The following is a 20,539-nucleotide window of genomic DNA, read 5'->3' as shown; positions in this document are numbered from 1 at the left end:
CTTTTTGTATTCTTTGTGAATGGTCTATGGTCGGATTGGAAAATATTTTATAATAGGTGGTAAGGAGGATGACGTGATGAATATTTTGTTTGTTTGTACAGGAAATACGTGCCGGAGCCCTATGGCTGAGGCGGTTTTGAAGCATAAAGGGGCAGATAAGTTCGATGTGAAGTCGGCGGGTGTTTTTGCCATGGAGGGAAATGATGCGTCATTTCAGACTAAAGAAGTGCTGAAAGAGAACGATATAATACATAGACATCAATCAAGTTCGCTCTCAAAAGAGAACCTGGATTGGGCTTCCTATATTTTTACGATGACATCGAATCATAAGCGGTCGATTGTGGATCAGTATCCACATGTGGCGGACAAAACGTTTACACTGAAGGAGTTTGTCCTTGAAGATCCAGCTGATTTGGATGTAACGGATCCATATGGTGGAAGTGTGGACCTCTATAGACATACATACAGAGAGTTGGATTCATTGATTGAGGAGTTAATGAAAAAGTTGGGCTAAAGACAGGGAGAGAGAAAGATGGGGAAAGTGAAGAGCTACAAGTCAGGTCTTAGAAAAAAATTGGTCTTCTTTATCACGCTTCTGGCGTTGGTAACGTATACCACAAGTGCCTTTTTTATTTATGTGATCAAACCTGCTTTTGCGCCTGATATGAATGAGCTGTGGTTCACGATCATGACCCTTGGCATGGGTGTATTCTGGTCGGCGGTTCTGGCCTTTTTTGCAGCGGGATTCATCGTCAAACCGCTGCAGCGCTTGGAGCAGGTTGCACTGAAAGCGGCGGAAGGGGACATCGCCATCGAAGTGGATGTACCGAAGTCCGATGACGAAATCCGTTCACTGGCACTGGCGTTCAACCGCATGCTGCATAATTTGCGTGACATGGTATCAAGCATCGATGACAATTTTAACAAAACCAATCGTAATGTCATCGAGCTGTCGAAATCATCGGAAATCGCTTCTACACAAGCGGATTCAATTTCCAAAACGATCAGCGAAATTTCAGCGGGTGCCGAAAGCTCTGCTACGGCGATTCAATCGACGGCTGAATCCGTGGAGGATGTCATCAGGATTGCCCGTGAGGTACAGGATCATTCCAAGTCATCCGAGCATATGTCGAAAAACATGGTGACGGAGCTTCAGGGAAGTAAAGAAGTGATCCATTCCCTTGTTGAAGGCATCAATCGACTGGCAAAAGGGAATGAAGATTCGTTGGACGCCGTGCGCCGACTCGAAGACAACGCGAAAAAAGTGGAACAGATCATTCAATTGGTAGGGGATATCGCGAATCAGACCAATCTTCTCGCCTTGAATGCCTCCATTGAAGCGGCACGTGCCGGGGAACATGGAAAAGGGTTCGCAGTTGTCGCAGAGGAAGTCCGGAAACTTGCCGATGAAAGTGGAAAAGCGGTTCAAGGTATTTCGGAACTGATCAAGAATATCCAGACTGAAGTCGGGAACGTGGTTGGACAGATCACGACCCAGGTTGATTCTGCTAATTCCGAAGCACAAAAAGGAACGCAAACCAATGAAATGATTGAAACCATGACGACAACGATTCATGAAGTGGCGGACGCAGTCCAAAATATCTCGGTCCTCGTCGATCAGCAGATGGACAGCATTCAGCTCACTTCCCAGCAATCACAGGAAGTCGCCGCCATTGCTGAAGAAACTTCAGCGGGGGCCATGGAAGTATCGGCTTCAACGAAAGAGCAGGCGGTCGTCATGAATGACGTCGAGAAGCTTGCCCTTAACCTGAAAGAACAGGCAGAAGCACTAAAAAGCACGATTACACGTTTTCATTTATAAAAGATAAGCGGGCATGAGGGACGGACCTCATGCCCGCTTTTTCATGCTGAAATGCTTTATATAATGAAGAGGATGTGGCAAAATAAACGTATCAATGGTTATGGGGGAGTGGGAGAATATGAAAATTGCGATTGCGTCGGATCACGGCGGAGTGAATATCAGGGAAGAAATCAAGTCATTAATGGAAGAAATGGGTCTTGAATATGAGGATTTCGGCTGTGAATGTGGCACATCCGTCGACTATCCGGACTATGCCGTTCCCGTTGCAGAAAAAGTGGCAAGCGGTGAATTTGACCGGGGGATTCTGATCTGCGGGACGGGAATCGGCATGAGCATCTCGGCTAACAAAGTAAAGAGGATCCGGTGCGCCCTTGTGCATGATGTATTCAGTGCTAAAGCGACCCGCGAACACAATGACAGCAATATGCTTGCCATGGGTGAGCGCGTAATCGGTCCGGGACTGGCACGCGAAATCGCCAAAACGTGGCTTGGAACCCAATTCGAAGGCGGACGCCATGCAAATAGAGTAGGAAAGATCACGGCATACGAAGACAAACAATAAGGAGTGGGTTTCATGGAAATCGCTCAATTGAAAGATGAACTGCAGACGATCCTGCATGATTTCAGCCGTCAGGTTACGCTAAAAAAAGGACAAGTATTTGTCGTCGGCTGTTCAACCTCTGAAGTAATGGGAGAACGGATCGGCACGGCGGGGACCATTGAAGTGGCGGAAATGATTTATGACGAGTTGAAGGGCTGGGCAGATTCTCTTGGCGTTTCGTTGGCGTTTCAATGCTGCGAGCATTTAAATCGTGCCCTTGTCCTTGAAAGGGAAGTCGCGGAAAAGAGGGGACTCGACGAAGTCACCGTCGTTCCTGTCCGGAAAGCAGGAGGGGCCATGGCGACGAAAGCCTATCAATCGTTCGACGACCCGGTCATGGTCGAGCACATCAAAGCCGATGCCGGGATCGACATCGGGGACACCTTCATCGGCATGCACCTGAAACACGTAGCCGTCCCGATCCGAGTATCACAAAAAAGCCTTGGCGAAGCCCACGTCACCCTCGCCAAAACCAGACCAAAACTTATCGGCGGAACCAGGGCCGTATACGAATAAACCATTTGAATTGGGTCCGTGCCTTTTGTGAGGGACGGACCTTCATTTTGGTTCTGTCTCTAAACCGGTTGTCAAACCCGAACGATTAACGGGGACAAGGGGGAGATGATTCCCTTGGCAGTGTGTCGAATAGGTGGGGAAGCAGAGAAAAGGGTTTGCCGGCTTCTTCTGGAGTCGATAAAAGCGGGGTGTAGTGCTCCTTCGTTGTGATTGGCGTAGGGCGGAAACTGTTTGTGAGCAGTGTCACAAGAGGTCCGTCCCTCGAGTGAGGTCGAAAACACGAACGTTACGTTTTGACTAGAGGTTTTTATTTCGCCTTTTGATGAATCGTGTTAGAATGGGAGTGAATGAATCAATGGGGCGCCGCAAGTTGGGCCTATGAATTAAAGGGGGATATGTATGAGTAAGATTGCCAAGCAAGATCCGGAAATTTATGCAGCGATTCAAGATGAATTAGAGCGTCAACGAACAAAGATCGAATTAATTGCATCTGAAAACTTTGTCAGTGAAGCCGTTATGGAAGCACAAGGCTCTGTTTTGACAAATAAGTATGCTGAGGGGTACCCAGGTCGTCGCTATTATGGTGGCTGTGAGCATGTGGACGTAGCCGAGAATCTGGCCCGCGACCGTGCGAAAGAGCTTTTTGGAGCGGAGCATGCCAATGTTCAGCCTCACTCAGGAGCTCAAGCCAATATGGCAGTCTACTTCACCATCCTTGAACAGGGCGACACGGTTCTTGGAATGAACTTATCTCATGGGGGACATCTGACTCACGGAAGTGCGGTCAACTTCAGTGGAATTCAATATAACTTCGTCGAGTACGGTGTGGATGAAGAAAAGCACCTCATCAACTACGAAGATGTTAGACAAAAAGCATTGGAGCACAAGCCGAAGCTGATCGTAGCGGGGGCAAGTGCGTATCCAAGAGCGATCGATTTCGCGAAATTCCGTGAGATCGCAGACGAAGTGGGAGCTTACCTGATGGTGGATATGGCTCACATCGCCGGTCTTGTAGCGGCTGGACTTCACCAGAACCCGGTTCCGTATGCAGACTTCGTAACGACAACGACTCACAAAACATTGCGCGGACCACGCGGCGGGATGATCCTTTGTAAAGAAGAGTTTGCGAAGAAGATAGACAAGTCTATTTTCCCTGGTCTTCAAGGTGGCCCACTCATGCACGTCATTTCAGCTAAAGCTGTGTCATTCGGTGAAGCTCTGCAGGATTCCTTCAAAGAATATGCACAGAACATCATCGACAATGCGAAACGCTTAGGAGAAGGTTTGGTGAAAGAAGGGATCGATCTTGTATCGGGCGGTTCTGATAACCACCTATTACTGATTGACACTCGTTCATTAGGCTTGACTGGTAAAGTTGCTGAAAAGGTTCTTGATGAGATCGGAATCACCGTTAATAAAAATACGATTCCATTTGATCCGGAAAGCCCATTTGTCACAAGCGGTGTCCGTATCGGAACAGCAGCGGTCACGTCCAGAGGATTCGGACTCGGAGACATGGACGAAATTGCTTCCATCATGGCATTGACATTGAAGCACCATGAAGACGAGGCTAAACTGGAAGAAGCACGCAAGCGCGTGTTGGATTTAACAAGCAAATTTGAATTATATCCTGAAAGATAATCGATGTTGACCTCTTCATTAGGGACGGACGTTCCTGGTGGGGAGGTTTTTTTAGTTGGAGGGTTTCCATATTTTGTTAAAAAACGCAATTGATTAGTAAAATGACGCAATTAACGAAAAAACGACGCAATAAAAATAAAAATGACGCAATTACAACGAAAAATGACGCAATAATCATGAAAACGACGCAATCACCTCCACCCCAAGCCTCCTGGGCAGTACTCACTCAGTCAAAATAAACAAAAACCTCATTGAAGAGATCTATCTCAACTCAAATCTTCTCAATTCTAACGATTCCATTACACTTCCCAACTCATGTTGCTCTTAAATTGTCTTTTATGTACAATAGTCTGAGGTGTAAATGAAGTGGACAAACCATTTTTACATAAAACTGAATTAAAAGGAGAGAGTCGTATGGGCAAAGTATATGTATTTGATCATCCGTTGATCCAACACAAATTGACGTTTATCCGTGATAAAGAAACAGGAACAAAGGAATTTCGTGAGCTGGTAGACGAGGTTGCAACACTGATGGCCTTTGAGATCACACGTGACCTTCCTCTTGAGGATATCGACGTTGAAACGCCGGTAAGCAGCGCTAAAGCGAAAACCCTTGCAGGAAAAAAATTAGGGATCGTCCCTATTTTACGAGCTGGCCTTGGAATGGTCGATGGAATCCTTAAATTGATCCCGGCTGCGAAAGTGGGACATGTCGGGTTATATCGCGACCCTGAGACTCTTAAACCGATTGAATATTACGTGAAGCTTCCAAGTGATGTGGAAGAGCGTGACTTCATCCTGGTTGACCCGATGCTTGCAACGGGGGGATCTGCTGTTGAAGCCATCAACTCATTGAAAAAGCGCGGTGCTGTAAGCATCAAATTCATGTGCCTGGTTGCTTGTCCTGAAGGTGTGGACGCCATCAAAGAAGCGCACCCTGATGTTGATATCTTCATCGCCGCTCTTGATGAGAAGCTGAATGAAAAAGGCTACATCGTTCCTGGACTTGGGGACGCGGGAGATCGTTTGTACGGAACGAAATAATCAATGAACTCCAAAAGCCGGATTATCGAAAACGATAATCCGGCTTTTTCTATTTGACTGGAAGTATTTACATTTAATTCAAGGGTTACTGAGTAAGGGATTCTTCTATATAATGGAGGGGCATGCGAAGTAGGATATCTATGAATTTGTTAATATATTTCAAAGTTGTGCGTGTGGGGTGGGCAGTCGGATGGGCTTTTCGACGGATCCAGCTCCGGGGGCTTGGGGCTCGAGGTCATAAGTCAAGCCAACCAAAAAGGCAAAGGACGCCTTTCCAGTCCATTCATCTTATGCTTGTCGCCTCTGCCCAACCCGCCTCCGCTTTTCTGGTAATTGTGTTGAAAATGTGAACAATCTGGAAACGCGTGGATAGGTTGTGAACTTTTTAACTTGAACGCATTGACATAGATTAAGCCCTATTGTATGCTTACAAAGGATGTAAAATGATAAGGTTTTCACAATGCGGAAACCCTTATGCAATCGGTTTTACATCATGTCTGAAATGCTTGCCTCATGTTCAAATTTCGTTTGAATGGGAGAGGTTGAAATGGGTCAAAAAAACGAAAGCCCATATAAAGCGATGGCGATTTATTCTGCCATTCTAGCACAGCTTGTCGGGTCTATCTTAGTCGGGATTTTCCTGGGGAGATGGATTGATCAGCAGGTTGATTCAGCACCACTCTTTTTAATCATCGGTTTGCTCCTCGGCCTTGCCGCAGGGATTTATGCGATGCTTCGAACAGTACGACATTTCTTCTTAGGAGAATAATAAGATATGCCGGAACTCCATCAAATGTTTAATAGACAGCGGAAATACATAATTTACGTGCTTTCTATTTACGTCCTGGGTTGGGGATTCACCACCCACAAATCAGTATTCTTAGGGTTAATTTTAGGGACAGTTTTAAGTCTTTATATGCACTGGGGCATGACCAAGCGGGTCTCGAAGTTCGGGGACGCCGTTGTTGAGGGGAAAAAAGTGAGATCACTAGGAACCACTTCCCGTATGGCCGCAGCCGCCCTTGGAGTCATCATTGCCACACGATTTCCAGAAACATTTCATCTCCTAAGTCTTATTATTGGATTAATGACGACCTATATTGTCATTATGATAGATTATTTTTTCAGCAGCTTCAAAACTAATAAATAGCGGGGAAGAGAGGTGAAGTATTTTGAATCATGGAGCACCTACAGCCCATTTTCTGGGTTTGACTTTTAACCTTGCGAACGTTTTGATGATCACGGTCGCAACGGCCATAGTGTTTATAATAGCCCTCTTATCTACACGTCGCTTAGCCCTGAAACCGACCGGAATGCAGAATTTTTTCGAGTGGGTGATGGACTTCGTCAAGGGGATCATTAAGAGCAACATGGACTGGAAGACGGGTGGCCGTTTTCATATCTTAGGTCTCACGATTATCATGTATATTTTTGTATCGAATATGCTGGGTCTTCCATTTTCTGTCGTATATGACGGCGAATTATGGTGGAAGTCGCCTACAGCCGATCCTGCCATCACGATGACCCTGGCGGTTATGGTCGTGGTACTATCCCATTTCTATGGAATCAGGTTGAAAGGGTTTGGCGAATATGGGAAAGACTTTTTCAAACCTATGTGGTGGTTATTCCCGCTAAAAATCATTGAAGAGTTTGCAAACACTCTTACATTGGGTCTTCGACTTTACGGTAACATCTATGCCGGTGAAATCCTGCTTGCACTACTTGCGGGTCTTGCCGTTAACGGTGGTATCGGCGGAACGATCGGAGCAATCGCACCAATGCTTGCTTGGCAAGGATTCTCGGTATTTGTCGGATCGATCCAGGCGTTCATTTTCTGTATGTTAACAATGGTTTATATGGCTCACAAAGTTAGCCACGACCATTAATATATACCTGTTCATTACGGTGGACAAACATATATGTAAAAAATATTTTTCTTATACATTAAAGGAGGAACTTTAGAATGAGTCTTATCGCAGCAGCAATTGCAGTTGGTTTAGCAGCACTAGGAGCAGGTATTGGTAACGGTCTTATCGTAGGTCGTACAGTAGAAGGAATTGCACGTCAACCGGAATTACGTGGTACTTTACAAACAACAATGTTCATCGGTATCGCATTAGTTGAGGCACTTCCAATCATCGGTGTAGTTATCGCTTTCATCGCACTGGGAAGCTAATAAAACGGACAGGTTGAATGGCGAAGTTCGTCTTGACGATTATCTTCGCCATTCCTATGTATTAGAGAATAGATTCTTTGCAAGAACGGTTCATTTATAAAAAATACGATCCAATCGATTCTTGAAGGGAGTGAGTCGAGTATGTTTACTAACGCATTCGTTATAGGTGAGGCAGCAGGTCACGGCGGCCTTAACACAGGGGATATTGTCTTTCAGCTGATTATGTTCCTGGTCCTTATGGCGCTACTAAAGAAATTCGCCTGGGGTCCATTAATGGGAATCATGCAGCAGCGTGAAGACCACATCGCCGGTGAAATCACGGCAGCCGAAAAGAGCCGCACTGAGGCAAACAATATTTTAGAAGAGCAAAAGAAACTTCTGAAAGAAGCTCGTCTTGAAGCTCAAACAATGATTGAAAACTCTAAGAAACAAGGTTCTGAACAACGTGAAGAGATTATCGCAACTGCTCGTCAAGAGGCAGAGAGATTGAAAGAATCTGCAAAGCGCGAAATCGAAACTCAAAAAGAACAAGCTGTTGCAGCACTACAGAAACAGGTTGCATCTTTATCAGTACTTATTGCTTCTAAGGTCATTGAGAAAGAACTTTCTGCTGATGATCAACAGAAGTTAATTAACGATTATATTCAAGAGGTAGGGGAAGAGCGATGAGCTACTCTACAGTTGCAAAACGCTATGCGTTAGCTCTTTTCGAGATTGCCCAGGATCATAATCAGCTTGAAGGAATCGAAGGAGAGCTGCGTACAGTGAGAGCGGTTTTCCTTGAGAACACCGAATTAGCGGTTCTCTTTGAAAATCCTAAGCTTACGTTAAATAAGAAGAAGTCATTGATTCAGGAAGCATTTTCCACGGCTTCCCCTTATGTCTTGAACACATTGATGCTGATGACGGACCGTCACCGTACGGGCGAGATCACAGGGATGGTTGAGGCATTCATCGAATTGACAAACGAAGCACGCGGGATTGCAGATGCGACAGTGTATTCTGTACGTCCTTTAACAGAAGATGAGCAAACAGCATTGTCGTCTTCTTTTGCTAAAAAAGTCGGAAAACAATCATTAAGAATTACCAATGTGACAGACGAAAATTTACTGGGCGGCATCAAGGTCCAAATCGGGACCCGCATCTATGATGGAAGCCTGCAAGGTAAATTGACTCGTCTTGAGCGTGAACTAATTCGTTAACTTTCGTATAAATGAGGGGTGAAATTCATGAGCATCAAGGCGGAAGAAATCAGCGCGCTGATAAAAAAGCAAATTGAAAACTATCAGTCTGAGATGAAAGTAAGCGACGTAGGTACAGTTATCCAAATCGGTGACGGTATCGCTCGTGCTCATGGCCTCGACAATGTCATGGCTGGAGAGCTTGTTGAATTTTCTAACGGTGTCATGGGTATGGCACAGAACTTAGAAGAAAACAACGTTGGTATCATCATTCTCGGACCATATACTGACATTCGTGAAGGCGATGAGGTTCGTCGTACTGGACGTATCATGGAAGTACCAGTAGGACAAGAACTAGTTGGTCGTGTAGTAAACTCACTTGGACAACCCGTTGATGGATTGGGTCCAATTGCAACAACAAAAACGCGTCCGATTGAAAGTGGGGCACCTGGTGTCATGGATCGTAAATCCGTACACGAGCCACTTCAAACGGGTATCAAAGCGATCGATGCGTTAGTTCCAATCGGTCGTGGACAACGTGAATTAATCATCGGTGACCGTCAAACAGGTAAAACATCTGTTGCCATCGATGCGATTCTGAACCAAAAAGACCAGGACATGGTATGTATCTACGTTGCCATCGGTCAAAAAGAATCAACAGTACGTAACGCGGTAGAAACATTGCGTAAGCACGGTGCATTAGATTACACAATCGTTGTAACGGCATCAGCTGCTTCACCGGCTCCGATGCTATTCTTAGCACCATACGCCGGTATCACAATGGCTGAAGAATTCATGCACAGTGGCAAGCACGTTCTTGTCGTGTACGATGATCTTTCCAAGCAGGCTTCTGCTTACCGTGAGCTTTCCCTATTATTACGTCGTCCTCCAGGCCGTGAAGCATTCCCTGGTGACGTATTCTACTTGCACTCTCGTCTACTTGAGCGTGCGGCGAAATTGAGTGATGCAAAAGGTGGAGGTTCCATCACGGCATTACCATTCGTTGAAACACAAGCAGGAGATATCTCCGCTTATATCCCGACAAACGTTATCTCCATCACGGACGGACAGATTTTCTTACAATCTGACCTATTCTTCTCCGGTGTACGTCCGGCGATCAATGCAGGTCTTTCCGTATCACGTGTTGGTGGATCCGCACAAATCAAAGCAATGAAGAAGGTTTCCGGTACGCTTCGTCTTGACTTAGCCGCTTACCGTGAACTAGAAGCATTCGCTCAGTTCGGATCGGATCTTGATAAAGTGACACAGGCGAAACTGAATCGTGGTGCGCGTACAGTAGAAGTACTGAAGCAGGATCTTAACAAACCACTTAAAGTTGAAAAACAAGTCATGATCTTCTATGCACTGATTAAAGGTCATTTAGATGATATTCCAGTTGTAGATATCCGTCGTTTCGAGTCTGAACTTCTAAGCTGGTTAGATCACAACCATACTGAACTGTTAGACCATATTCGTACGACTAAAGGTCTTCCTGAAGATGATGCAATGAAAACCGCGATCAATGAATTCAAGAAGACATTCATCAAGTCTGAATAAGGGAATATAGGGGGAAGGGCTTATAAGCATGCTCCCTATACTTAACAATATGTAAAGGGTGGTGAGAACCAGTGGCATCGTTACGCGATATACAAACTCGTATTACTTCTACCAAAAAGACAAGTCAAATCACCAAAGCAATGGAAATGGTATCGGCTTCTAAATTGAATCGTGCGGAGACGAATGCTAAGTCATTCGTACCTTACATGAATAAAATTTCTGAAGTGGTGACATCCGTTGCAGCGGGCAGTCAAGGTGTGAGGAATCCGATGCTAGTCTCCCGCCCCGTTAAAAGAACCGGGTATCTGGTCATTACATCAGACCGTGGTTTGGCGGGGGCATATAACAGCAGTGTAATCCGTGCTGTTAGCAATCGAATTAAAGAGCGTCACAGCTCAAATGATGAATTTGCCATTATTGCTCTGGGCCGTGTCGGTGCTGATTTCTTCCGTAAAAAAGGCTTTAATGTCCTTGAGTCGGTAACGGGTCTTCCGGATCAACCGAATTTCGCAGACATTAAAGATATCGCAAACAAAGCGGTGGGTATGTTCTCTGCAGAGGCATACGATGAACTGTATATGTTCTACAACCACTATGTAAGTGCGATCCAACAGGATGTTACGGAGAAAAAAGTGTTACCATTAACGGATCTGACTCCTTCAGGAAAGCTTGCTTCATATGAATTCGAGCCTTCTGCAGAGGAAATCCTTGAGGTATTGCTTCCTCAATACGCTGAAAGCCTGATTTTCGGGGCTCTCCTTGACGGGAAAGCAAGTGAGCACGCCGCCCGTATGACAGCGATGAGAAATGCAACCGATAATGCAAAAGAAATCATCGGTGACCTTACACTGAAATTTAACCGTGCGCGTCAAGCAGCGATCACTCAGGAAATCACGGAGATCGTCGGCGGGGCAGCGGCACTCGAATAGAACATTAACGGTATTTAAACCGTTTATACTTCATAAAGTTTTTGTCAAAAGCTAGTTAGGAGGGAAAGAGATGAACAAAGGACACGTTCTTCAAGTAATGGGTCCAGTTGTTGACGTCAAGTTCGCCAGCGGGCAACTTCCTGATATCTACAACTCTTTAAAGATCCAAATTGCAGATAGAGCTGAACTTACATTAGAGGTTGCCCTTCACCTAGGTGATGATTCTGTACGTACGATCGCAATGGCATCTACGGATGGTTTACAACGTGGAGCCGAAGTACTCGATACAGGAGCACCAATCTCTGTACCAGTAGGGGATGTAACGTTAGGTCGTGTATTCAACGTTCTGGGTGAATCAATCGATTTAGACGAGCCTCTAGCAGCAGGTATCCGTCGTGATCCGATTCACAGACAGGCACCTACATTCGATCAACTTTCTACAGAAGTTGAGATTCTTGAAACAGGTATCAAAGTAGTAGACTTACTTGCTCCATACATCAAGGGTGGTAAGATCGGTCTATTCGGTGGTGCCGGTGTTGGTAAAACCGTATTAATCCAGGAGCTTATCAATAACATCGCCCAAGAGCACGGTGGTATCTCTGTATTCGCCGGTGTTGGAGAGCGTACTCGTGAAGGAAATGACCTTTACCACGAGATGAGCGATTCTGGCGTTATCAAGAAAACAGCGATGGTATTCGGACAAATGAACGAGCCGCCTGGTGCGCGTATGCGTGTTGCCTTGACGGGTCTTACAATGGCTGAATACTTCCGTGATGAGCAAGGTCAAGACGTACTTCTGTTCATCGATAATATCTTCCGTTTCACACAAGCAGGTTCAGAGGTTTCTGCCCTACTAGGCCGTATGCCATCTGCCGTTGGTTACCAGCCGACACTTGCGACTGAAATGGGTCAACTGCAAGAGCGTATCACGTCAACAAACGTAGGTTCTGTAACATCGATCCAAGCGATCTATGTACCTGCCGATGACTACACGGATCCGGCTCCTGCAACAACTTTCGCTCACTTGGATGCAACAACGAACCTTGAGCGTAAGCTTTCTGAAATGGGTATCTATCCTGCGGTAGATCCATTGGCATCGACTTCCCGTGCTCTTTCTCCAGAGATCGTTGGAGAAGAACACTACAATGTTGCACGTAACGTTCAACAGACGTTACAGCGGTATAAAGAACTTCAAGATATCATCGCGATCCTTGGTATGGATGAGCTTTCTGATGATGATAAGCTGACAGTACAACGCGCACGCCGCGTACAGTTCTTCTTATCTCAAAACTTCCACGTTGCAGAACAGTTCACCGGCCAAAAAGGTTCTTACGTAGAAGTGAAGGACACAGTTAAAGGCTTCGTTGATATTCTTGCAGGTAAATACGACCACATTCCAGAAGATGCATTCCGTCTTGTAGGTCCGATCGAGGACGTACTGGCTGCAGCTAAAGAAATGGGCGTAGAGGTATAATTAGGGACCAGGAGGGAAGAAAATGAAGACATTAAAAGTCAATATTGTCACTCCCGATGGCCCAGTGTACGATTCAGAAGTGGAAATGGTGAGCACGAAAGCTCAAAGCGGTGAGCTTGGAATCTTACCTGGACACATTCCGATGGTTGCTCCACTACAAATCGGTGCGGTTCGCCTGAAAAAAGGTGGCAACACTGAGCTTGTAGCTGTCAGTGGCGGATTCTTAGAAGTACGTCCTGAACAAGTGACAATTCTAGCACAGTCTGCTGAAACAGCAGAAGCTATCGATGTACAACGCGCGAAAGAAGCAAAAGGCCGTGCTGAAGACCGCATGCAGGCACAACAGGACGACGTAGACTTCCGTCGTGCCGAACTCGCTCTGAAGCGTGCCATGAACAGAATTAACGTTTCCGAACGTAATTTCTAATAACGAAGAAACCACCTTTCCTTTGGAGAGGTGGTTTCTTTTTTTATGGTAAATGGACGGTTTGAATATGCTGCATATTCAAGTAGGTCGATTCGCCCTTGGCTGTGATCAATTCCATGATATTATCTGACACTCTCTCGATCTTGCCTATCATTTCTTCCTGGACTCCAAGGTTCAAGACGACGAGGTGCCCGCTCAATTTTTCAAGTTGAACCTCGAAGCTTCTGGCCAGTGTGATGGAGTTCGACGGATTAACAGGCAGATTTTCCTTGCTCAAGCGGTAGGGAGAAAGATTGGTAGAATAGGGGATGAGCCATTTTAAATGTTGCAGGGAGATGAACATCGTTTTGTAAACGGGGGAGTAGAATGCGAAGTAATTGTTCATGATCCCTGTTATATAACCGTGTATCGGCTGATTGCCCGTTGTGTAGATTTCTAGGAATACCCCCTTGGCCGTGGTCAGGATTTTTCGCAGGGATAATTGATCTTCCTGTTCGAGCTGTGGACTCACAGACGGTTCATCGATCCCGATGGAGTCTTTCGATACAACCGACATGTTTTTAATATGAGAAGTGGAGATATAAATATAGTCGACTCCGTTATAGACGATCAGGACCTCGCTGCCCACCTCGATCAAATATCCATTAATGGTTTTTTTTCCGGTCAGTTCGATGATGACTGCTTCACCGGTAAATGCAGAATAAACATTTTTCATAAGCTTTGACACTCCTTCCTAGTTTAAAATAACCACTCTATCCAAAGGTACAAACTGTATAATCCGACTAATAGGCTGACTGGGACAACGAATATGGTCACCCTCAGATAGCGGCTCCAGGAAATGGTGATTCCGTGGGTCTTTAAGATGAACATCCAGATCAATGTGGCAAGCGTGCCCACTGGTGTCAATAAAGCACCAATGTCACTCCCCATCACGTTGGCTAAATAAGCGATCTGCAAAATGTGGGGGTCCAGTCCCATCTCCGTAATGGATAAGGTGCCGATCATCACAGCCGGCAGATTGTTAAAGAGATTGGAAATCACGGTAAGAAAGATTCCCATCAAGATACTGGCATTGAAGGGCTGTCCGACAATATGATCCCTGAATTGCTCGACGATGAAGTCGCTTAACCCGACATTTTTCAGTCCATACACGAGCACGTACATATTGAAAGCGAATAATAGAACATGCCAAGGCGTCTTTCGGATAATATCCATGACCCCCATCCTGGTCCGGGTGTACCGGAGGAATATCAGGGTGACGGCCCCGACCATCCCGATGATTTCAAGTGGTACGCCAAAAGGGGTCAGGGCAAAAAAGGCGGCCCGGGTGAGAACGACGATCAGCAAACAATACTTGATCAGGGTAAAATCGATTTCTTTCTTCTGCTCATTCGAGGAAAGAGGATGGGAGTAAGAGTAGGCTTGGGCATCTTTTTTCCAATTGATCGAGACATCCAGGATTTTTTTCGGGATTGATTTGCGGAAGTAGAGGTAGAGCAGATAAGCGATGACGAGGATGGCGACCATGGAAGGCACAAACATCATCTGAACGTAGTCCTGCAAGGTGAGACCGACGATTTTCAGTGCTATGAGATTTGAAATATTGCTGACGGCGATGGGCGCACTGGCTGCAGTGGCAATAAGGGCACCTGATAGAAGATAGGGGATTTTCTGATGATTCTTGAGCTTCAATAGGGAAGTCATATGGATGATGATCGGAGTGGTGATGAGGATGCTGCCGTCGTTATTAAAGAACATGGTCATCATAAAACATAATATCATCACATAGATATACAGCCTGAGCCCCGACCCCCTCGACCTGTTGACGATATTCACGGCCACCACCCGGAAGAAACCAATACTCTCAAGGACGATGGACATCATAATCGTCGATAATATGGTAAGAGCCGCCCCGCTCACAATATCCACGATGGTAAACACATCGCTGAAGGGAACGATTCCTATAAGAAGGACGATGGCAGCCCCGATGGATGTAGGGATGGTTTCATTGATCCCGAACGGTCTCCATAACATGACGATGATGGTAAGGGAGAAAATGATCGTCATAAACCAAAACATATTATCGGGCATGTGATTTCGCCTCATTTGTGATAGAAGAAGGCGAAGCATCTAAATGCTCAAAGAGTGGATGTTTGTCCACCTTTTTAGAAATAGCGGGTTTAATAAAAAGAAGATGAAAGATACTTCCCAAAAGTACAAAATAGATGATCAAGAACATGATCATTCCTCCTTTCAAATCGCAATTCTTTATGAATCACCCCAGCATCTTCTTCAACTGCAACAATCAATCAGGAGGATGCTGAGATTTTTCATGAATATCATTAGCCTGTTCATCCGTTATGACCAACTTTTACTCAGATTCTGCCGTCTTTACTTGGAGGTTCTCTTTTTTGAGGAAGGGGATTTTGCCCCTTCAAGTTCATCGTAATAGAAAGCAGGCTGTTGTTTTTTCTTCGTATTTTTAGAGGAGGATTTTGTAGAAGATTGGTTTTTAGAACGTTGCTGTGATGATTTTTGGTTTGAATTGCTCTTGTTGGATGATTCCTGGTTCTTTGAAGAGTCTTGTTTCTGTGAGGAACTATCTTTACTGGATGAGTTGTCTTGACTATCCGAAGTCGTTTTCTTTGTTCCGTCATAAATGTTCAGAACGGAGGCATGCTGCAGATACACCCTGTCCTTCCCTTGAGTCAACACGATGTGGTCTTCTTCCACGGCTGAAAGGATCCCTGAGTAGGAAGCCTTTCCGGATCCATTGATCGTCACCCAGCTGAGTAAGCTCTGGGACAAAACATCGGACATTTTTTCACCCTTCAGGTGGTCGTCCGTAATAGGCAACGCTTCTACATCCTTGGAATTCTTCGTGACTGCCTGGATTTGTGAAATCGGGTAATATAATGTTTCGTTTTGACTGGAGTAGACCGTCAGATAATCCGTACTGACCTCCGCTAATTGACCTGACAGTTTTGTACCGTCATTGAGAATGATATTGACCTGATAACCTGTTAATCCCTTTAATGAATCGGTGAAATTACTCATTCATGATTCTCCTTTCCTTATATAGAAGATTACTTCTCTTCTTCTGTTTTCTCTGCTTTTTTAGCCTTCACGCCGTAGCTGATGCTTTTGACATGGAATGCAGCCAGGCGGACAACCTCTTCATTCAATACGAGTGTGATGAATTCATCATTCGAATTCTCAAGTATTCCCTCGAGTTTCTCAGGACCACCGCGGTTGATGCTCACCCATTGATATTTCAAACTGGTGAGTAAAGCTCCAAACGTGTCTTCCTTCATAAACTCCAGACCTTCTTCAGAAAGCACCTCCACATCAAACGGAAGACCGGATTTAATGTTCTGGGAAATGCTCTTAACATGGGATGTATTGTAGTAAATCACACCATCTTTCTCTGTTAAAAGAGCGAAATGATCATCCCCTCCATAAAGAAGCTTTCCGGTACGCGATTCAGGACCGCCGCGATTCACCTTGACAACCTTCCCGACTAGCGAAGACATTAATTCTTTATTCATACCTGTTCCCTCCAGTTGTATATAAACATTTTCACTATATGTATATGTGACATGCCGTGACGTCGTACTACTACAGACGCCCTTTTTAGTGGACTAGTTGCCATTGGAGGCGAAATGGGCGGGGGATTGAGGGGAAACGTACATGATGATGGGAACAATGACGGTTCTTTTCCTATTGGGGTTTAAAAATAGGCTCTGATTTAGGCGGGGACAACCCAAACGCGGGAGGGGAAGGGAGCGTAGACTATAGGAAAGGACAAAAGGAGGATGGGAAAATGAGTTCGAAAAAAGGACAAGGAAAAGGGAAGCAGGAGTGTAAAAACTACGGCGAATATCAGTGGATGATCGGTGATATGGGTCAGCAGGATGCCAAAGGCGGCAAAGAGAAACAAAAGGGCCAGGGCAAACAGGCAAAATGCGGCTGCCAGGGATACTACTACGAATGCATGGAAAAAGGACAAACAGGCAAAAAGAAAAAGAAATAGAAATAGAAATAGAACCTCCAACCAACACCTCCCCGGTACACCTCACGTACCTAATGGAAACCACCCATTACAATCCTCAGTAATGGGTGGTTTTGTTGAGGGACGGACCTCTGCAAAAAATTTGCAAAATACATATATAGTTACTGAATAATGTGTTAAAATGGTCTATGTGTGTCGAATTTGGTCATTTGAAGGAGTGAGAAGAGTGGTGGAAAGCTTTGGTCAACAGGCCCTTGTCAGCATGCTTGTGCATCTATTTGTATTCGGGATTACGTTCTGGGCATTGCAAGCCATTCAGCTGGACAAGCTCCTGAAGAAGAATCGAGTCGCACAAGGGAGACTATTGTATATCCTACTAACGGTCGCAATCGGGTCAGCCGTCAGCCGTTTTTTACTGGATTATTACCTATGGTCTCAGAGCTTGCCGGTTTTCTTTGAATAAGTAGAGATCTGACAAAAAATAGGCCTTCCAGCATGTTTTCAAGGGGCACTGTTTTGAGTAAGATTAATTTTGTGTTCGTGCCTTTGTGAAAAAGTTTCAAAGTGAAACCCTTTTCATAAGACTCGCTTGAAAGCTCAATAATTGTAAAAAGATGACGACAATTTTCAAGTATGTTCTCCCCCTATTCGGACAGACTTTTAGTAAGGGGAGGAATGAAAAATGGGTCGGTATTTTTACATTATTTTAATCTTTTTGGTTGGATTAGGTTTTCTTCCTGTCATTAATGGGAACAACACTATCGTAGCCAAGCATTTATTAGACATTGAAAAGCTTGATCAAGCCATTGTTCATTCTCAAGGTCAGATAACTGAATGGTCTCTATATGCAAGAGAAAACAAAAAAAGCTTCACGAATAAAGGGTTTGCCAAATATAGTACTACTATGCAGGAAACATTTTCTGATTTTGACTGGGTGACAGAAAAGTCAGCTGAAGGAGTAGTGGTTGTGGGACAACGTCAGACGTCTCACGGGGAAGAAACCATTAAATTGCAGCATACCCCCACAAACGGGCATTCGGTATCGTACATTATGTATGAAATGCGCGGAAATCAGAAAACGTTGGGAGAAAAGACCAAGCAGCATATCAAGTCTGAATTTATCCCAAATATGGAAATCATTTTCACTTCTAAACCTATGATTTTCTCTTGTATAAAAGGCGAATTCAATGATAAGCTTGAGAAAGTTTTGTCGAATCAGGCTGTCGAACTAATGTCGAAATTAGACGCGAAAGAATTGGAATCACTTAAAGAAGAAGACTTTTATTCCATTTCAGCTTACTCGGAACAAATGTCACGGACTATACCAACAAAAAATGATGATATGAACATACAACTAGGTCTACGGAAAAGCGGAATGGGCGCTAAGACAACCTTTGTGATTGGCACACCCATCCTAATTATTGAATATTAATATAGAGAAATTGGACGCGGAGGGGAATACTCTTGGAAAAAATTATCGTCCGCGGCGGTCAGCGTTTAAGCGGTACAGTGCAAGTTGAAGGAGCAAAGAATGCCGTTTTACCAGTCATCGCTGCTACATTATTAGCAAGTGAAGGAAACAGTGTCATTAAAAATGTACCACCACTCTCCGATGTATATACGATTAATGAAGTATTACGTCATTTAAATACAGATGTAGAGTTTAACAATGGTGAAGTCATCGTGAATGCATCTAGAGAGTTGTTTGTAGAAGCACCATTCGAATATGTACGTAAAATGCGTGCATCCGTTCTTGTAATGGGTTCACTCTTAGGCCGTACGGGTAAAGCGCGTGTCGCTCTTCCTGGTGGCTGTGCGATTGGATCAAGACCGATCGACCAACACTTAAAAGGCTTTGAAGCAATGGGAGCCAAAGTGAAGGTAGGAAATGGTTTCATCGAAGCTGAAGTAGATGGAAGACTGAAAGGTGCCAAGGTGTATCTGGACTTCCCAAGTGTTGGGGCAACAGAAAACATCATGATGGCAGCCGTTCTTGCAGAAGGAACAACCATCCTTGAGAACGTAGCAAAAGAACCTGAAATCGTCGACTTAGCGAACTTCCTGAACAAAATGGGAGGAAGCGTGGTAGGTGCGGGAACCGGCACGATCCGTATCGAAGGTGTTGAACGCCTATACGGTGTCGAGCACAGCATCATCCCTGACCGTATCGAAGCAGGAACCTTCATGGTAGCTGCAGCAATCACTCAAGGTGATGTCCTTATAAAAGGTGCGATTCCTGAACATCTATCTTCATTAGTGGCGAAGATGGAAGAGATGGGCGTTACGATCATCGATGAAGAAGAAGGTCTTCGTGTCATCGGACCGGAGAAACTGAAATCCGTCGATATCAAAACAATGCCTCATCCAGGTTTCCCGACAGATATGCAATCCCAAATGATGGCATTGCTTCTGGCAGCTGACGGTACCAGCGTCATCACGGAAACCGTATTTGAAAATCGTTTCATGCATGCGGAAGAATTCCGCCGCATGGGAGCAGATATCAAGATCGAAGGACGCTCTGTCATCATGAACGGACCAACACCTCTTCAAGGGGCAGAAGTGGCTGCAACGGATCTTCGCGCTGCAGCAGCACTTTCCATCGCTGGTCTAGTGGCAGACGGATATACTCGCGTAACAGAACTGAAGCATTTAGATCGTGGATATGTGAACTTCCATCAGAAGCTTGCAGGCCTTGGAGCCGATATCGAGCGTGTGAAAGAAGCGGAAGAAACTCCTGTTTCTGAGCAGCAAGACATGATCAAGGATGCGTAAATAGATAGTGGAAAAGGTGAGCTCTTTTTGGAGGGCTTGCCTTTTTTGTTTGGGGTTTTTGGTGTGGAGGGCGACGGGTATTTGGTAAAAAAAGGAATTTGACTGGATTAATGATTGTTTCGGCTGGATTATGTTCGGAATCGGCCGGTTTTTTCAGGAAAGTGGCTGGATTGTACTGGGGAACTGCTCTATTTCAGAAGAAAACGGCTGGATTCGGAAGTTGAGAGACCGAGATCCGGGTGTCACCAGTATATATTTTCAAAAGCACCACACTTATTTTTAAAAACCCCATTTTATTATCAAAACCACACCATTTATTTTCAAAAACCAAAGTCCCCCTGCACGCTATCATTCCCTGCCCCAAAACTCTCCCAATTCACACTCATA

Annotated in this window: 25 protein-coding genes; 20 read left to right on the top strand and 5 right to left on the bottom strand. The window is 45.0% G+C overall.

Annotated elements, in window-relative coordinates; translation table 11 throughout:
- Window positions 1-76 precede the first annotated feature (76 nt).
- The 16 genes from AC0VXY_RS21215 to AC0VXY_RS21140 all read left to right on the top strand — a co-directional run bounded on the left by AC0VXY_RS21215 (window position 77) and on the right by AC0VXY_RS21140 (window position 13,368).
- Window positions 77-514, top strand: coding sequence for a low molecular weight protein arginine phosphatase (locus AC0VXY_RS21215; RefSeq protein WP_435988966.1), 438 nt, complete (start codon window positions 77-79; stop codon window positions 512-514).
- Between the two features lie 18 nt (window positions 515-532).
- Window positions 533-1,822: a methyl-accepting chemotaxis protein gene (locus tag AC0VXY_RS21210; RefSeq protein WP_475526467.1), complete on the top strand. Its 1,290-nt coding sequence runs from the start codon at window positions 533-535 to the stop codon at window positions 1,820-1,822.
- Window positions 1,823-1,940: 118 nt separating this feature from the next.
- On the top strand, window positions 1,941-2,384 hold the full coding sequence (rpiB, locus tag AC0VXY_RS21205) for a ribose 5-phosphate isomerase B (protein ID WP_475526466.1): 444 nt from the start codon (window positions 1,941-1,943) through the stop codon (window positions 2,382-2,384).
- A 12-nt stretch (window positions 2,385-2,396) separates the two neighbouring features.
- Complete coding sequence (locus AC0VXY_RS21200; protein WP_475526465.1) at window positions 2,397-2,939, top strand: TIGR01440 family protein; 543 nt, start codon at window positions 2,397-2,399, stop codon at window positions 2,937-2,939.
- Between the two features lie 399 nt (window positions 2,940-3,338).
- Window positions 3,339-4,580, top strand: coding sequence for a serine hydroxymethyltransferase (locus AC0VXY_RS21195; RefSeq protein ID WP_435988970.1), 1,242 nt, complete (start codon window positions 3,339-3,341; stop codon window positions 4,578-4,580).
- Window positions 4,581-4,994: 414 nt separating this feature from the next.
- Window positions 4,995-5,624, top strand: a complete 630-nt coding sequence (gene upp / locus AC0VXY_RS21190) for a uracil phosphoribosyltransferase (protein WP_435988971.1) — start codon at window positions 4,995-4,997, stop codon at window positions 5,622-5,624.
- Window positions 5,625-6,171: 547 nt separating this feature from the next.
- Window positions 6,172-6,393, top strand: a complete 222-nt coding sequence (locus tag AC0VXY_RS21185; protein ID WP_098438721.1) for an AtpZ/AtpI family protein — start codon at window positions 6,172-6,174, stop codon at window positions 6,391-6,393.
- A gap of 6 nt (window positions 6,394-6,399) precedes the next feature.
- A complete protein-coding gene (locus AC0VXY_RS21180; protein ID WP_229595906.1) occupies window positions 6,400-6,774 on the top strand; it encodes an ATP synthase subunit I in 375 nt (124 codons plus the stop codon).
- Window positions 6,775-6,796: 22 nt separating this feature from the next.
- Window positions 6,797-7,510 (top strand): F0F1 ATP synthase subunit A, encoded by a 714-nt coding sequence (gene atpB / locus AC0VXY_RS21175; RefSeq protein ID WP_034765155.1) that lies wholly within the window; start codon window positions 6,797-6,799, stop codon window positions 7,508-7,510.
- A 77-nt stretch (window positions 7,511-7,587) separates the two neighbouring features.
- Window positions 7,588-7,800, top strand: a complete 213-nt coding sequence (gene atpE, locus AC0VXY_RS21170) for a F0F1 ATP synthase subunit C (RefSeq protein ID WP_032086923.1) — start codon at window positions 7,588-7,590, stop codon at window positions 7,798-7,800.
- A gap of 141 nt (window positions 7,801-7,941) precedes the next feature.
- Window positions 7,942-8,469: a F0F1 ATP synthase subunit B gene (gene atpF, locus AC0VXY_RS21165; RefSeq protein WP_435988973.1), complete on the top strand. Its 528-nt coding sequence runs from the start codon at window positions 7,942-7,944 to the stop codon at window positions 8,467-8,469.
- Window positions 8,466-9,002 carry a F0F1 ATP synthase subunit delta gene (locus tag AC0VXY_RS21160; protein WP_435988974.1) on the top strand — a complete coding sequence of 179 codons (537 nt, stop codon included), beginning with the start codon at window positions 8,466-8,468 and terminating at the stop codon, window positions 9,000-9,002. Before atpF ends, AC0VXY_RS21160 begins: the two co-directional genes overlap by 4 nt.
- A gap of 27 nt (window positions 9,003-9,029) precedes the next feature.
- The gene (gene atpA, locus AC0VXY_RS21155) at window positions 9,030-10,538 is read left to right on the top strand and encodes a F0F1 ATP synthase subunit alpha (RefSeq protein ID WP_435988975.1); all 1,509 of its coding nucleotides are present in this window, start codon (window positions 9,030-9,032) and stop codon (window positions 10,536-10,538) included.
- Between the two features lie 71 nt (window positions 10,539-10,609).
- The gene (locus tag AC0VXY_RS21150) at window positions 10,610-11,467 is read left to right on the top strand and encodes a F0F1 ATP synthase subunit gamma (RefSeq protein WP_435988976.1); all 858 of its coding nucleotides are present in this window, start codon (window positions 10,610-10,612) and stop codon (window positions 11,465-11,467) included.
- A 70-nt stretch (window positions 11,468-11,537) separates the two neighbouring features.
- Entirely contained in the window at window positions 11,538-12,941 is a 1,404-nt protein-coding gene (gene atpD, locus AC0VXY_RS21145; RefSeq protein WP_336201464.1) for a F0F1 ATP synthase subunit beta, read from the top strand.
- A gap of 22 nt (window positions 12,942-12,963) precedes the next feature.
- The gene (locus AC0VXY_RS21140; protein ID WP_034765168.1) at window positions 12,964-13,368 is read left to right on the top strand and encodes a F0F1 ATP synthase subunit epsilon; all 405 of its coding nucleotides are present in this window, start codon (window positions 12,964-12,966) and stop codon (window positions 13,366-13,368) included.
- Between the two features lie 43 nt (window positions 13,369-13,411).
- Here the strand turns inward: AC0VXY_RS21140 and AC0VXY_RS21135 are convergent, their stop codons facing one another.
- The 5 genes from AC0VXY_RS21135 to AC0VXY_RS21115 form a co-directional block, all read right to left on the bottom strand.
- Complete coding sequence (locus AC0VXY_RS21135) at window positions 13,412-14,083, bottom strand: DUF2642 domain-containing protein (RefSeq protein WP_435988977.1); 672 nt, start codon at window positions 14,081-14,083, stop codon at window positions 13,412-13,414.
- Window positions 14,084-14,106: 23 nt separating this feature from the next.
- On the bottom strand, window positions 14,107-15,459 hold the full coding sequence (locus AC0VXY_RS21130; RefSeq protein ID WP_475526464.1) for an arsenic transporter: 1,353 nt from the start codon (window positions 15,457-15,459) through the stop codon (window positions 14,107-14,109).
- Entirely contained in the window at window positions 15,449-15,607 is a 159-nt protein-coding gene (locus tag AC0VXY_RS21125) for a hypothetical protein (protein ID WP_435988979.1), read from the bottom strand. The genes AC0VXY_RS21130 and AC0VXY_RS21125 overlap by 11 nt, the downstream gene beginning before the upstream one ends.
- A 152-nt stretch (window positions 15,608-15,759) precedes the next feature.
- The gene (locus AC0VXY_RS21120; RefSeq protein WP_435988980.1) at window positions 15,760-16,425 is read right to left on the bottom strand and encodes a hypothetical protein; all 666 of its coding nucleotides are present in this window, start codon (window positions 16,423-16,425) and stop codon (window positions 15,760-15,762) included.
- Between the two features lie 29 nt (window positions 16,426-16,454).
- Window positions 16,455-16,916, bottom strand: a complete 462-nt coding sequence (locus AC0VXY_RS21115; protein WP_475526463.1) for a hypothetical protein — start codon at window positions 16,914-16,916, stop codon at window positions 16,455-16,457.
- Window positions 16,917-17,191: 275 nt separating this feature from the next.
- Here AC0VXY_RS21115 and AC0VXY_RS21110 point away from each other — a divergent pair, with 275 nt between their 5' ends.
- From AC0VXY_RS21110 to murA, 4 genes are all read left to right on the top strand, one after another.
- Window positions 17,192-17,401: a hypothetical protein gene (locus tag AC0VXY_RS21110; protein ID WP_475526462.1), complete on the top strand. Its 210-nt coding sequence runs from the start codon at window positions 17,192-17,194 to the stop codon at window positions 17,399-17,401.
- A gap of 205 nt (window positions 17,402-17,606) precedes the next feature.
- Window positions 17,607-17,843, top strand: a complete 237-nt coding sequence (locus AC0VXY_RS21105) for a DUF1146 family protein (RefSeq protein ID WP_060672855.1) — start codon at window positions 17,607-17,609, stop codon at window positions 17,841-17,843.
- A 219-nt stretch (window positions 17,844-18,062) separates the two neighbouring features.
- A complete protein-coding gene (locus tag AC0VXY_RS21100; protein WP_475526461.1) occupies window positions 18,063-18,812 on the top strand; it encodes a YwmB family TATA-box binding protein in 750 nt (249 codons plus the stop codon).
- 32 nt (window positions 18,813-18,844) lie between these two features.
- Window positions 18,845-20,152, top strand: a complete 1,308-nt coding sequence (murA, locus tag AC0VXY_RS21095) for a UDP-N-acetylglucosamine 1-carboxyvinyltransferase (RefSeq protein WP_435988984.1) — start codon at window positions 18,845-18,847, stop codon at window positions 20,150-20,152.
- Window positions 20,153-20,539 lie beyond the last annotated feature (387 nt).

It is taken from the genome of Rossellomorea sp. QJM3NY_18, from assembly GCF_056173145.1.
This window is presented reverse-complemented; position numbering and strand designations above follow the sequence as displayed.

Excerpts from the sequence above, each read along its gene's own strand:
- atpE (WP_032086923.1), top strand. The coding sequence starts at position 7,588 with ATGAGTCTTATCGCAGCAGCAATTGCAGTTGGTTTAGCAGCACTAGGA.
- AC0VXY_RS21200 (WP_475526465.1), top strand. The coding sequence starts at position 2,397 with ATGGAAATCGCTCAATTGAAAGATGAACTGCAGACGATCCTGCATGAT.
- AC0VXY_RS21130 (WP_475526464.1), bottom strand. The coding sequence starts at position 15,459 with ATGCCCGATAATATGTTTTGGTTTATGACGATCATTTTCTCCCTTACC.
- atpA (WP_435988975.1), top strand. The coding sequence starts at position 9,030 with ATGAGCATCAAGGCGGAAGAAATCAGCGCGCTGATAAAAAAGCAAATT.
- AC0VXY_RS21160 (WP_435988974.1), top strand. The coding sequence starts at position 8,466 with ATGAGCTACTCTACAGTTGCAAAACGCTATGCGTTAGCTCTTTTCGAG.
- AC0VXY_RS21180 (WP_229595906.1), top strand. The coding sequence starts at position 6,400 with ATGCCGGAACTCCATCAAATGTTTAATAGACAGCGGAAATACATAATT.
- AC0VXY_RS21215 (WP_435988966.1), top strand. The coding sequence starts at position 77 with ATGAATATTTTGTTTGTTTGTACAGGAAATACGTGCCGGAGCCCTATG.
- AC0VXY_RS21120 (WP_435988980.1), bottom strand. The coding sequence starts at position 16,425 with ATGAGTAATTTCACCGATTCATTAAAGGGATTAACAGGTTATCAGGTC.
- rpiB (WP_475526466.1), top strand. The coding sequence starts at position 1,941 with ATGAAAATTGCGATTGCGTCGGATCACGGCGGAGTGAATATCAGGGAA.
- AC0VXY_RS21195 (WP_435988970.1), top strand. The coding sequence starts at position 3,339 with ATGAGTAAGATTGCCAAGCAAGATCCGGAAATTTATGCAGCGATTCAA.
- upp (WP_435988971.1), top strand. The coding sequence starts at position 4,995 with ATGGGCAAAGTATATGTATTTGATCATCCGTTGATCCAACACAAATTG.
- AC0VXY_RS21100 (WP_475526461.1), top strand. The coding sequence starts at position 18,063 with ATGGGTCGGTATTTTTACATTATTTTAATCTTTTTGGTTGGATTAGGT.
- AC0VXY_RS21210 (WP_475526467.1), top strand. The coding sequence starts at position 533 with ATGGGGAAAGTGAAGAGCTACAAGTCAGGTCTTAGAAAAAAATTGGTC.
- atpF (WP_435988973.1), top strand. The coding sequence starts at position 7,942 with ATGTTTACTAACGCATTCGTTATAGGTGAGGCAGCAGGTCACGGCGGC.
- atpD (WP_336201464.1), top strand. The coding sequence starts at position 11,538 with ATGAACAAAGGACACGTTCTTCAAGTAATGGGTCCAGTTGTTGACGTC.
- AC0VXY_RS21115 (WP_475526463.1), bottom strand. The coding sequence starts at position 16,916 with ATGAATAAAGAATTAATGTCTTCGCTAGTCGGGAAGGTTGTCAAGGTG.
- AC0VXY_RS21135 (WP_435988977.1), bottom strand. The coding sequence starts at position 14,083 with ATGAAAAATGTTTATTCTGCATTTACCGGTGAAGCAGTCATCATCGAA.
- AC0VXY_RS21125 (WP_435988979.1), bottom strand. The coding sequence starts at position 15,607 with ATGTTCTTGATCATCTATTTTGTACTTTTGGGAAGTATCTTTCATCTT.
- AC0VXY_RS21140 (WP_034765168.1), top strand. The coding sequence starts at position 12,964 with ATGAAGACATTAAAAGTCAATATTGTCACTCCCGATGGCCCAGTGTAC.
- AC0VXY_RS21185 (WP_098438721.1), top strand. The coding sequence starts at position 6,172 with ATGGGTCAAAAAAACGAAAGCCCATATAAAGCGATGGCGATTTATTCT.
- AC0VXY_RS21110 (WP_475526462.1), top strand. The coding sequence starts at position 17,192 with ATGAGTTCGAAAAAAGGACAAGGAAAAGGGAAGCAGGAGTGTAAAAAC.